Consider the following 11,606-nt stretch of genomic DNA (forward strand, 5'->3'; position numbering starts at 1 on the left):
CGCCGAGCGTGCACCAGATTCCGCCGAACGTGCGGTAGATCCCGCCGAGCGTGCACCTCCGTACGGACGACGAGATCGTCTGCACGATCGAGGAAATCGAGCGCACGGTCGAGAAGATCGAGTGCACGGTCGAGGAGATCTGCTGCACGCTCGGGGAGGTGATCCGAGGTCAGCGCAGGGCTGCGGTGAGGACCTCGGACCAGGTCGCGACGACCTGTTTGCGGCGGGCGGAGTCGTCGGAGAGCGTGTCGGCCAGGCCGAGTCCGCGGGCCATGTCGAGTGTGGCCTGGACGAGACGGTGCACGTGCGGCGGTGCGTCGACGCCGGCGAGCGACTCGACGGTCATCCGATGGGCCGCGGAGCCGAATCGCTGCTCCAACGGCAGGATCATCTCGCGCAGAGCGGGATCCGACGCCGCCGCGCTCCACACCTGCAACGCGGCCTTGAAATGCAGGCCGGTGTAGACGTCGACCGCCCGGGTGACGACTGCCTCGACGCGACCGGGCCCGTCCGGGATGGTGTCGTCGACGGCGGACGCCCGTGCGGTCAACTCGTCGAACGTCGCCTCGAGAGCGGCGGTGATGAGACTTTCCCGCGTCGGGAAGTGGTGCTGCGCAGCACCTCTCGACACTCCGGCACGCTCGGCGACGAGCGCGACGGTCGTCGCCGACCAGCCCTCGGCCGCCAACATGTCGATCGTGGCGTCGAGCAGACGTTTGCGAGTCGCCCGCGACCGGCTCTGTTGCGGTTCACGCACGCCTGTCATCCCGACACCCACGAGGGCTCACGACGCTGGAGGAAGGCCGTCATCCCCTCCCGCGCCTCGTCGGAGGCGAAGAGCGCGGCGGACTCGTCCCGACGTTGATCGGCAAGCCGCTCGAAGAGTTCTGCGGTGAGGGTGTTGACGACCTTCTTCGACTCCCGCAGACCCTGCGGTGAGGCTTTGGCGATGTTCGCGGTGAGGCCGTCGACGGTCTGACCGACGGCGTCCGCGTCGTCGACGGCGACGGTGACGAGCCCCATCGCCTGCGCCTCGGCGGGCCCGAACTTCTCGCCGGTGAGGAAGTACCGGCTCGCGGCGCGGGAGTCCATCTTCGGCAGGAGCGTCAGCGAGATCATCGACGGCGCCAGCCCGAGACGCGCCTCGGTGAGCGCGAACGTGGTCGACGGACCCACGACGACGATGTCGCAGGCCCCGACGATCCCGAGCCCACCGGCGCGGACGTGCCCGTCGATCTGTGCGATCACCGGTTTCGACGACGTGATGATGGCCCGCAGGATCGCGGTCATCGCCTCCGTCCCCGCCGCCGACGCCTCCTCCGGCGAGAGCCCGGACGCCATCGCGGCGGACAGATCCGCTCCGGCACAGAAGGTCCCACCGGTGTGGGTGAGCACCACCGACCGCACCGAGGGGTCACCGTCGACCGCCGCGAGGTGGGCTCGCAGCTGACCGGTCAGCGTCGGCGACAACGCGTTCCGGTTCGACGGCGAGTCCAGGGTGATCGTCGCGACTCCCCCGGAGTCGGAGCGGGTGACGACGGTGTCGGCGTCGGCCATCGGGCTCAGTACGACTTCGGCAGGCCGAGGCTGGTCTGCGCGACGAAGTTGAGCACCATCTCACGGCTCACCGGTGCGACGCGGGCGATGCGGCACAGGTTGAGCAGCGGCGCGACGCCGTACTCGGTCGACAACCCGTTGCCGCCCATGGACTGCACGGCCTGGTCGACGATCTTCACGCACGCCTCGGCCGCCGCGTACTTCGCCATGTTGGCGGGCTCGGCGGCGCCCCAGTCGTCGCCGGCGTCGTAGTACGAGGCGGCCTTCTGCATCATCAGCTTGGCCATCTCGAGCTCGATCTTGCCCTGCGCCAACGGGTGTGCGATCGCCTGGTGAGCACCGATCGGGGTCTTCCACACCGTACGGGTGGTGACGTAGTCGACGGCCTTGCCGAGCGCGAACCGCGCCATGCCGATCGCCGACGCGGCGGCCATGATCCGCTCCGGGTTCAGTCCCGCGAACAGCTGGCTCAGAGCCGCGTCCTCGGACCCGACGAGTGCGTCCGACGGCAGGCGGACATCGTCGAGGAACAGCTGGAACTGCTTCTCCGGGTTGATGAGTTCCATCTCGATCTGCCGGTACTCGAAGTTCGGCGCATCGGTCGGGACGATGAACAGCGCAGGCTTGAGTTTGCCGGTCTTCGCGTCCTCGGTGCGCGCGACGATCAGCACGGCCTCCGCCTGGTCGACGCCGGAGATCCACACCTTGCGACCGCTGAGCAACCACTCGTCGCCGTCGCGGCGTGCCGTGGTGGTGATCTGGTGCGAGTTGGACCCCGCCTCGGGCTCGGTGATGCCGAACGCCATGGTGATGGTGCCGTCTGCGAGGCCCGGGAGCCAGCGCTGCCGCTGCTCGTCGGTGCCGAAGCGCGCGATGATGTTGCCGCAGATGGCCGGCGACACGACCATCATCAGCAGGCCTGTCCCCGACGCGGCGAGTTCCTCCATGACGATCGAGAGCTCGTACATTCCCGCGCCGCCGCCGCCGTACTCCTCGGGCAGGTTGACGCCCAGGAAGCCGAGCTTGCCGGCCTCGGCCCACAGCTCGTCGGTCTTGCGTCCCTCGCGGGCGCACTTCTGGAAGTAGTCGGGTCCGAACCGCGCGGCCAGTGCGGCCACCGAGGCGCGCAGCGCGGCACGCTCGGGGGTCTCGACGAACGGGTTGACGGGTGCCTCGGTGGTGGGACGCTCCGATGTCGCGGTCATGCGGTCACTTCCTCTTCACTGATCACGGCGAGTACATCACCCACCGCCAATTGATGTCCGGCCGACACTGCGAGCTCGGTCACGACGCCGTCGGCCGGGGCGTGCACCGTGTGTTCCATCTTCATCGCCTCCAGCCACAGCACTGGCTGTCCCTGCACGACGCGGTCGCCGACGGCGACGGCCACGCGGACCACCGCCCCCGGCATCGGGGCGAGCAGCGAACCAGGCGCCCCCACCGCGGTCGGGTCGACGAAACGCGGCGCCTCCGCCAATGCCAGCGAGCCGGCCGGGGTGTCGACGTGGATCGTCGCCACTCCGTCGGCATCGGGGTAGGCGGCGACGCTGTGCGGGACGGCGACGCCGTCGACCTCGAGGACGACGAGGTCGGCGGCGCTCGACACCACCGTGATCGCGGGGTCCTCGGGCAGATCGATGCCGGTGCGCGTCGCGCGATAGCGGACGGTCACCTCGTCGCCGTCGGCGTCGACGAAGGTGCGGGTCTGCGGCGCCGAGGTCAGGTTGCGCCACCCGGCGGGGACGGCCCGCTGCACCGCCGCCGCGGAGCGTTCTCGTGCACAGCACGCGAGGGCAGCTGCGGCCGCGGCCGTGCGGGCCGTGTCGGAGTCGAGCAGCGGGCGGGCGAGCACGTCGAGGCCGACCTGGTCGAGATAGCCGGTGTCGGTGTCGCCGCTCGCGAACTGCTCGTCGCGCAGGATGCGCACCAGCAGATCGCGATTGGTCGCGGGACCGTGCAGCCGCGACCGCACGAGGGCGTTCGCGAGCATCGTCGCGGCGCGGCGACGGGTCGGTGCCCAGGTGATGACCTTGGCGAGCATCGGGTCGTAGAAGACGGAGATCTCGCTGCCGTCGGCGATGCCGGAGTCGACGCGGACCCCCGGCCGATCGAGTCCGGCGAACCGCACGTCGGCCGGGATGTCGACGTGGTGGACGGTGCCGGACTGCGGGGCCCAGTCGTTCGCGGGATCCTCCGCGTACAGGCGGACCTCGATCGCATGCCCGCGCGTCGCGGGCGGTGCGGTGTCGAGCGCTTCGCCGTCGGCGATGCGCAGCTGCCACTCCACGAGGTCCAGACCGGTGGTGGCCTCGGTGACCGGGTGTTCCACCTGCAGGCGGGTGTTCATCTCGAGGAAGTAGAACCGGCCGGCACCGTCGGCGAGGAACTCGACGGTTCCCGCCCCGACGTAGTCGATGGCCGATGCCGCCGACCGCGCTGCGGCGTAGAGCCGATCGCGCAGGTCGCCGCCGATCCTCTCGACGAGTGGCGCGGGCGCCTCCTCGACGATCTTCTGGTGCCGACGCTGGATGGAACACTCCCGCTCGCCCACGGCCCACACCGTGCCGTGGGTGTCGGCGAGGACCTGCACCTCGATGTGATGGCCCCGCTCGACGTAAGGCTCACAGAAGACGGTCGGGTCACCGAAGGCCGACGCCGCCTCGCGGGCGGCGCCCTCGACCTCCTCGGTGAGACGGTCGATGTCACGGACGACGCGCATGCCACGCCCGCCACCACCGGCCGAGGCCTTCACCAGCACAGGGAGGTCCGAGGCGTCGATCGATGCGGGGTCGAGGTCGCCGAGGATCGGTACGTCGGAGTCGGCCATGAGCGCCTTGGCGTTCACCTTCGAGCCCATCGCCGTGATCGCGGCGGCCGGGGGTCCGATCCAGGTGAGGCCCGCGTCGACGACGGCCTGCGCGAACGCGGCGTTCTCCGAGAGGAATCCGTACCCGGGGTGGATCGCGTCCGCACCCGAGGCGCGGGCGGCGGCGATGATCGCGTCGATGTCGAGATACGTCTCCGCCGACGTCTTCCCGGGCAGTCGTACCGCCCGGTCGGCCTCGGTGACGTGGGGCGCACCGGCGTCCGGATCGGAGAACACGGCGACGGTGCCGATGCCCAGCCGGGCGCAGGTCGCGAAGACGCGACGGGCGATCTCACCCCGGTTGGCGACGAGCACGGTGGTGATCACAGGCGTCCTCACATCCGGAAGACGCCGAAGTTCGACGTCCCCTCGACCGGCGCGGAATCGATGGCCGACAACGCGATCCCCAGGATGGTGCGGGTGTCACGAGGATCGATGACCCCGTCGTCGTAGAGCATGCCCGACAGGAACGCCGGGAGCGACTGCTCCTCGATCTGGGCCTCGATCATCGCGCGCATCCCCGCCTCCGCCTCGGCGTCGACGGTGCCACCGCGCGCTTCGGTCGCCGTCCGCGACACCATCGCGATGACACCGGACAGCTGCTGGGCTCCCATGACGGCGGATTTCGCACTGGGCCAGGCGAACAGGAACCGCGGGTCGAACGCACGTCCGCACATGCCGTAGTGACCGGCGCCGTAGCTCGCCCCGACGAGGACCGAGATGTGCGGGACCGTCGAGTTCGACACCGCGTTGATCATCATCGAGCCGTGCTTGACGATGCCTCCCTGCTCGTACTCCTTGCCCACCATGTACCCGGTGGTGTTGTGCAGGAAAAGCAGTGGGGTGTTCGAGCGGTTCGCCAGCTGGATGAACTGGGTGGCCTTCTGCGACTCGGCGCTGAACAGCACGCCCTGCGCGTTGGCGAGGACACCGACGGGATAGCCGTGGATCCGTGCCCAGCCGGTGCACAGCGAGGAGCCGTACTCGGCTTTGAACTCGTCGAAGTCGCTGTCGTCGACGACGCGGGCGATGACGTCGCGTGGGTCGAACGGGATCTTCAGGTCGCCGGGCACGATGCCCAGCAGTTCCTCGGTGTCGTAGCGCGGTTCGACGACCGGGGCGACCGGGCCCGGACCCTTCTTGCGCCAGTTCAGGCGGGCGACGATGCGCCGACCGATGCGGATGGCGTCCTGCTCGTCGCGGGCGAAGTAGTCGGCCAGACCGCTCCGCCGGGCGTGCATGGCCGCACCACCGAGGGATTCGTCGTCGCTGTCCTCCCCGGTGGCCATCTTCACGAGAGGCGGTCCGCCGAGGAACACCTTCGACTGGTTCTCGATCATCACGGTGTGGTCGCTCATGCCGGGCACGTAGGCGCCGCCCGCGGTGGAGTTGCCGAAGACCAGCGCGATCGTCGGGATCCCGGCCGCAGACAGCTGCGTGATGTCGCGGAACATGCGCCCACCGGGGATGAAGACGTCCTTCTGCGTGGGCAGGTCGGCGCCGCCGGACTCCACCAGCGAGATGCACGGCAGGCGGTTGGCCATCGCGATCTCGTTGGCGCGGAACCCCTTGCGCAGAGTCCACGGGTTCGACGTGCCGCCGCGGACGGTGGGGTCGTTGGCGACGATCATGCACTCGACGCCGGACACCACCCCGATGCCGACGACCATCGACGCGCCGACGGCGAAGTCGGAGCCGTAGGCGGCCAGCGGGCACAACTCGAGGAATGCGGTGTCGCGGTCGACGAGGAGCTCGATGCGTTCGCGGGCCAGGAGCTTGCCCCGCTTGTGGTGGCGCTCGACGTACTTCTCACCGCCGCCGGCCAGCGCCTTCGCGAACTCGGCCTCGAGTCCGGCGAGCTTCTCGGTCATCGTCGACGCGTTGTCGGTGAACGCCGGGTCGGTCGCGTCGACCGTGGACCGCAGAGCCGTCATGCCTGGAACCCGAGCCGCTTCGCGGCGAGACCGGTGAGGATCTCCGTGGTGCCGCCGCCGATGCCGAGGATCCGCATGTCCCGATACTGCCGCTCGACCTCGGTGCCCGTCATGTACCCGAGACCACCGAACAGCTGCACCGCGGCGTTGGCGACCCACTCCCCTGCCTCGACGGCCGTGTTCTTGGCGAAACAGACCTCCGCGATGAGGTCGTCGCCGGTGCGGACGCGCCGCTCGACGACGGCGCGGGTGTAGGTGCGCGCGACGTCGACCTTGCGGGCCATCTCGGTCACCGTGTCCTGCACGGACTGTCGGGCGATGAGCGGCTTGCCGAATGTCTCCCGCTCCCGCACCCACGTCAGCGTGAGGTCGAGGCAGCGCTGCGCACTCGCGTACGCCTGGGTGGCCAACCCCGCACGCTCGGTGACGAACCCGAGAGCGATCTGCACGAACCCGCTGTTCTCGGCGCCGACGAGGTTCTCGACGGGCACACGCACGTCGGTGAAGCCGAGCTCGGCGGTGTCCGAGCAACGCCAACCCATCTTGTCGAGTTTGCGGGTGACGGTGAACCCCGGTGTGTCGGTCGGGATCACCAGCAGCGAGACGCCGGACGCACCGGGTCCACCGGTACGGACCGCGGCGACGACGAAGTCGGCACGCACCGCGGAGGTGATGTAGGTCTTGGACCCGTTGACGACGTAGTGGTCACCGTCGCGGACCGCGGTGGTGCGCAGGTGGCCGACGTCGCTGCCGCCGCCGGGCTCGGTGATGGCCAGGCTGCCGATCATCTCCCCGGCCAGGGTCGGACGGACCCACCGCTCGATCTGGTCGGGATTCGCGGCCGCTGCCAGGTGCGGCAGCGCGATGCCGTGGGTGAACACCGATGCGTAGACGCCCCCGGCGGCACCGGCCTCGTGCAGCGCCTCGCCGACGATGGTGGCGTCGACCAGATCACCGCCGCTCCCCCCGACCGCCTCGTCGAACCCGATGCCCAACAACCCGAGCGCGGCGGCCTCCTTGTGCACCTCGCGCGGGATCAGACCGTCGGCCTCCCAGGAGTCCTGGAAGGGCAGGATGTGGCGTTCGACGAAAGCGGCGACCGTGGACCGCAGTTCGCGTCGTTCGTCGGTCTCCCAGGTGGCGGTGGCCAGGGTCATACGGTGTCCTCGGTTCCTGTGTGGGCCCCGAACGCGACGGGGATGTCGACGACCCGGGAGCGCAGCCACTCTCCGAGCCCTTTGGCCTGGGGGTCGAATCGGACGTTGTCGGCGACGCCGCGTCCGAGGATTCCCTCGATGACGAAGTTGACCGCGAGCAGGTTGGGCAGGCGGTGCCGGGTGACGGTCAGGTCCGAGGTCTCCGGGAGGAGTTCGCGCAGCGCGTCGACGGTGAGCGTCGCGTCGAGCCAGTCGAACTGCTCCTCGTCGCGGACCCAGACGCCGATGTTGGCACTGCCGCCCTTGTCACCGCTGCGGGCACCGGCGACGTGTCCCAGGGGGGCGCGGACCGTCGGACCCCAGTCGCGCCCACCCGGGGCGGGATCGGGGTCGAGTGCCGGCAGGTCGCCGCGGACGGGGCTCGGCGGGACGGTCACGACAGTGCCGTCCGGCTGGGTCACACGGTGGTGGACGAGGTCGGCGTCGACGTGTCCTGGCTCGAACACACCGAACGGTGTCCCCGCGGCCGGCGGAGCCGTCAGGCTGAATCCGGGGTAGCTCGCCAGCGCGAGTTCGACTGCTGCCGCGGAGAAGCCGCGGCCGACGGGCTCCGGCTCGCGGCTGCGTCCGACGACGCGCAGCAGCGCACTCGCCTGCGCCTCGGTGGGGGCGTCGGGGCGATCGAGCCGGCTGAGCTCCCACGTGATCGAGTCCGGCTTCGTCGGCAGCGACGACTCGAACTGCTCGCGGGCCAGTGCCGCCTTGTCGTCGATGTCGAGGCCGGTGAGGATCATCGTGACCTCGTTGCGGAACCCGGCCAGGAAGTTCAGCGACACCTTCGTGGTCGTCGGCGGCGCCTCGCCGCGGACGCCGCTGATCGCGACGCGGTCGGCTCCGACCTGCTGGAGGCGGACCGAGTCCATCCGGGTGGTGACGTCCGGTCCGAGGTAGCGGGGCCCGCCGATCTCGTACAGCAGCTGCGCCGTCACGGTCCCGACGGTCACCGCACCGCCGGTGCCCGCGTGTTTGGTGATCACCGACGAGCCGTCGGCTGCGACCTCCGCGAGCGGGAACCCGGGGTGGGTGAGATCGGCGATCTCGCCGAAGAACGCGTAGTTGCCCCCGGTCGCCTGGGTGCCGCACTCGATGACGTGACCCGCGACCACCGCACCGGCGAGCGGGTCGAGATCGGTGGGGGCCCAGCCGAAGTGATGGACGGCGGGTCCGACGACCAGCGATGCGTCGGTGACGCGACCGGTGACGACGACATCGGCGCCGGCGTCGAGCGCAGCGGCGATCCCGAATCCACCGAGGTAGGCGTTGGCGGTCAGCGGCGTGCCGAGACCGAGGTCGCCGGCCCGGTCGACGAGGTCGTCGCCGTCGACGTGGGCGACGCGCACGTCGATCCCGAGTTCGTCGGCGAGAGAACGGATCTGCTCGGCGAGCCCGGCCGGGTTCAGTCCGCCGGCGTTGGTGACGATGCGCACCCCGCGCTCGTGGGCGACCGCCAGGTTCTCCCGCATCTGGCGCAGGAAGGTCGACGCGTAACCGCGGTCGGGGTGCTTCATCTTGTCTCGACCGAGGATGAGCATGGTCAGCTCGGCGAGGTAGTCGCCGGTGAGGTAGTCGAGTTCGCCGCCCTCGAGCATCTCGCGGACCGCGGCGAACCGGTCGCCGTAGAACCCGGACGCGTTGCCGATGCGGACCGGCGACGTCGGCGCGGTCATCGGGCCGTCGCCGCGGAGTCGACAGCTGAGCGCGGGGCGCGACCCGGTCCTGGTGCGCCGGCGAAACACTGGGCGATGTCGACCCACTCGGCGGCGTCGTCACCGACGACGGTGAGGCCGAGGTCCTGCGGCGCCCGACGTTGGGTGACGAGCAGGCAGAAGTCCAGCGCACTCCCGGAGATGCGGTCTGTCGCGTCCTCGAGCCCCCAGACCCATTCGTCACCGGACGGGGCGACGAGTTCGATGCGGAACGGGGCGACGGGCGGTGTCTTCCCACGCAGGACGTAGGCGAAGTCGCGGGTGCGGACCCCGATGTGCGCCACCGCCTTCAACCGGTCGGTCGGCGTCACCGCAACGCCGAGGGCGTCGGCGACGTCCTGCCCGTGCGCCCAGGTCTCCATGATCCGGGCGGTCGCCATGGACGCCGCGGACATCGGCGGCCCGAACCAGGCGAGCTTCGTGCCGTCGGGCACCGCGAGCAACGACTGCGCGAGGCGCGCAGTGGTGCGGCGCCAGTACTCGAGGAGGTCGGGGCGTCCCGCGACCTCCCGCGCGGCGTCGTCGATGAAGGTGCTGGGATCGGCGGCGCCCTCGGCGAGGACCACCGCGAACCGGTCGGGATCGGTCGCGGAGACCGTCGCGACGTGATCGGTCCAGGCGAGGTGGCCGATCTGGTCGGCGATCGTCCACCCCTCCGCCGGGGTGGGTGTGCGCCACTGATCGTCATCGAGTCCGGACACCAGCTCGTCGAGCGCGCCCGCCTCGGCGGTCATGTCCTCGACGAGGTCACGGAGAACCGTCATGAGTCGACCACACCATCGCGAAGTCAAAAAAGCAAGCACGCTTGCTTGTTTTATTCCCAGGCCTCGCCCCACCACCCGTCGAGTGGGCGGCAGGAGGCGTCGAATGGGCGGTAGGCACGTGACCGCCCCCGAGCCGCCCACTCGATCGCTCCGAACGCCCACTCGACGCGTCCGAGCGCCCAGTCGACGCCTGGGTCAGGTGAGGTGGACGGCCGCGGAGCCCTGGACGACGAGGGTGTCGTCGGGGGCACGGAGGTCGGCCGCGATGGACACGACCCGTCGGCCGACGCGGACGAAGCGGGTCGCGATGGTCATCTCGTCGACGTCGACGGGCGGCGAGCGGAAGAAGTCGACGGACAGGTCGGCGAGCCGGTAGTCCTGCCCGGCACCGGTCCGCGACTGCCCGGCCCACGAACACGCCTGCGCCACGACGGCCGCGACCACACCGCCGTGCATCGACCCGAGTGCGTTCGCCATCCACGGAGCCGGGCGGAACAGTGCCCCGCCGGCGGTGGGCGTCAGGCCGAGCACGTCGGCGACGGGTCCCGCGGCCATCCTGCCGTCGACGATCGCGGCGACGATCTGCTCGCCGGTCAGCACCGGGTCGATCGCCGGGGGCGGAGTGGCGTCCGCGGCGAGGCGCGCGGGTACCGGCCACCCGCGCGGACCGTCCGCTGCTGCCGCACCCGAGAGCCGTTCCCGCAGTACGTCGTCGAACACCCGACCTGTCCGCGCGCTGCGGGCGAGCACCGTGGCGACCAGGTCGTCGCCGGCGGCGACGTCGATGGAGGTGAGCCCGAACGATCCCCCGTCGTGCCGCAGCGTCGCGACCGCGTCGAGCACGCCCTCGGGCGCGAGCCCGAGTCCGGTGGTGGCGAAGACCAGACTCGCCTGGACCACCCCCTGGTCGGCCGGCGTCTGGGCGACGAACGGTGCCCCGGCCGCGGAGTCGACGAGGACGGCCCACGCCGCGATGTCGATCCGACCCCGGTGGTCGACGAGCAGTCCGCCGAGACGCTGACGCATCCGTGTGGCCGGGGCCGTCGGCGGCTCGCCACCCACGCCGAAGACGGTGAGGGGATCGTCTCCGATCGTCAGGGAGGCGGAATCGGCTCGGGTCATGCCAGGATGCTTACCAGCAGCAACGACGACGACCGGACGCGAGGAGGTGCGAATGAGTCGGACACCACATCCCGGCGCGGTGTCGCTCCTGCGCGCCGACGGCATGGCGTCCGCTCTCCTCGTGACGCTGTCGTGGTGGTCGGCGATCCTGCTCGCCGGTCCCCTCACCCCGGGCGCGGTGGCCGCGTCCGCGACCGTGGCCGTCGGCCTCGTCGTCCTGAGCCACCCGACGACACGCGCTGCCCTGGTCGCTCGACTGGCGATCCTCGTGCGTCGCCCGGCACCGCCGCCACCGCTCCCCCGGCCCGCCGCACCCGAACCGCACACACCACGGATCGCACTCCGCGCCGTCTCGACCGTCCGCCGCACCCGCGCACCGGGTGTCGTCGTCGCGACGGCCTGATCACACCGACGAGGCCGCCGCACCGCGCCCCTCGTCC

At 70.8% G+C, this 11,606-nt stretch carries 10 protein-coding genes; 1 reads left to right on the top strand and 9 read right to left on the bottom strand.

The annotated features are described in order from the left end of the window. Positions 1-169 precede the first annotated feature (169 nt). The 9 genes from Q1A98_RS07945 to Q1A98_RS07985 all read right to left on the bottom strand — a co-directional run bounded on the left by Q1A98_RS07945 (position 170) and on the right by Q1A98_RS07985 (position 11,166). Complete coding sequence (locus Q1A98_RS07945; RefSeq protein WP_299571708.1) at positions 170-766, bottom strand: TetR/AcrR family transcriptional regulator; 597 nt, start codon at positions 764-766, stop codon at positions 170-172. Then, positions 763-1,557, bottom strand: coding sequence for an enoyl-CoA hydratase family protein (locus Q1A98_RS07950; RefSeq protein WP_299571710.1), 795 nt, complete (start codon positions 1,555-1,557; stop codon positions 763-765). Before Q1A98_RS07950 ends, Q1A98_RS07945 begins: the two co-directional genes overlap by 4 nt. A gap of 5 nt (positions 1,558-1,562) precedes the next feature. Further along, on the bottom strand, positions 1,563-2,762 hold the full coding sequence (locus tag Q1A98_RS07955; RefSeq protein ID WP_299571713.1) for an acyl-CoA dehydrogenase: 1,200 nt from the start codon (positions 2,760-2,762) through the stop codon (positions 1,563-1,565). Further along, positions 2,759-4,750, bottom strand: coding sequence for a biotin carboxylase N-terminal domain-containing protein (locus tag Q1A98_RS07960; protein WP_299571716.1), 1,992 nt, complete (start codon positions 4,748-4,750; stop codon positions 2,759-2,761). Before Q1A98_RS07960 ends, Q1A98_RS07955 begins: the two co-directional genes overlap by 4 nt. 8 nt (positions 4,751-4,758) lie before the next feature. Beyond that, a complete protein-coding gene (locus Q1A98_RS07965; RefSeq protein WP_299571719.1) occupies positions 4,759-6,357 on the bottom strand; it encodes an acyl-CoA carboxylase subunit beta in 1,599 nt (532 codons plus the stop codon). Then, positions 6,354-7,514, bottom strand: a complete 1,161-nt coding sequence (locus Q1A98_RS07970) for an acyl-CoA dehydrogenase family protein (RefSeq protein WP_299571721.1) — start codon at positions 7,512-7,514, stop codon at positions 6,354-6,356. The genes Q1A98_RS07965 and Q1A98_RS07970 overlap by 4 nt, the downstream gene beginning before the upstream one ends. Beyond that, positions 7,511-9,241: an acyclic terpene utilization AtuA family protein gene (locus Q1A98_RS07975; protein WP_299571723.1), complete on the bottom strand. Its 1,731-nt coding sequence runs from the start codon at positions 9,239-9,241 to the stop codon at positions 7,511-7,513. Before Q1A98_RS07975 ends, Q1A98_RS07970 begins: the two co-directional genes overlap by 4 nt. Continuing rightward, a complete protein-coding gene (locus Q1A98_RS07980) occupies positions 9,238-10,044 on the bottom strand; it encodes a TIGR03084 family metal-binding protein (RefSeq protein ID WP_299571725.1) in 807 nt (268 codons plus the stop codon). The genes Q1A98_RS07975 and Q1A98_RS07980 overlap by 4 nt, the downstream gene beginning before the upstream one ends. 195 nt (positions 10,045-10,239) lie before the next feature. Further along, entirely contained in the window at positions 10,240-11,166 is a 927-nt protein-coding gene (locus tag Q1A98_RS07985; RefSeq protein WP_299571728.1) for a hotdog domain-containing protein, read from the bottom strand. Positions 11,167-11,218: 52 nt separating this feature from the next. Here Q1A98_RS07985 and Q1A98_RS07990 point away from each other — a divergent pair, with 52 nt between their 5' ends. After that, complete coding sequence (locus tag Q1A98_RS07990) at positions 11,219-11,569, top strand: hypothetical protein (RefSeq protein WP_299571729.1); 351 nt, start codon at positions 11,219-11,221, stop codon at positions 11,567-11,569. The last annotated feature ends 37 nt before the right edge of the window (positions 11,570-11,606 follow it).

This window comes from uncultured Williamsia sp., from assembly GCF_947494875.1.
In the GTDB taxonomy this organism is placed as follows: Bacteria; Actinomycetota; Actinomycetes; order Mycobacteriales; family Mycobacteriaceae; genus Williamsia_A.

Bases quoted from the DNA above. Each gene is read 5' to 3' on its own strand.
- Q1A98_RS07945 (WP_299571708.1), bottom strand. From the start codon at position 766: ATGACAGGCGTGCGTGAACCGCAACAGAGCCGGTCGCGGGCGACTCGC.
- Q1A98_RS07950 (WP_299571710.1), bottom strand. From the start codon at position 1,557: ATGGCCGACGCCGACACCGTCGTCACCCGCTCCGACTCCGGGGGAGTC.
- Q1A98_RS07955 (WP_299571713.1), bottom strand. From the start codon at position 2,762: ATGACCGCGACATCGGAGCGTCCCACCACCGAGGCACCCGTCAACCCG.
- Q1A98_RS07965 (WP_299571719.1), bottom strand. From the start codon at position 6,357: ATGACGGCTCTGCGGTCCACGGTCGACGCGACCGACCCGGCGTTCACC.
- Q1A98_RS07970 (WP_299571721.1), bottom strand. From the start codon at position 7,514: ATGACCCTGGCCACCGCCACCTGGGAGACCGACGAACGACGCGAACTG.
- Q1A98_RS07975 (WP_299571723.1), bottom strand. From the start codon at position 9,241: ATGACCGCGCCGACGTCGCCGGTCCGCATCGGCAACGCGTCCGGGTTC.
- Q1A98_RS07980 (WP_299571725.1), bottom strand. From the start codon at position 10,044: ATGACGGTTCTCCGTGACCTCGTCGAGGACATGACCGCCGAGGCGGGC.
- Q1A98_RS07985 (WP_299571728.1), bottom strand. From the start codon at position 11,166: ATGACCCGAGCCGATTCCGCCTCCCTGACGATCGGAGACGATCCCCTC.
- Q1A98_RS07990 (WP_299571729.1), top strand. From the start codon at position 11,219: ATGAGTCGGACACCACATCCCGGCGCGGTGTCGCTCCTGCGCGCCGAC.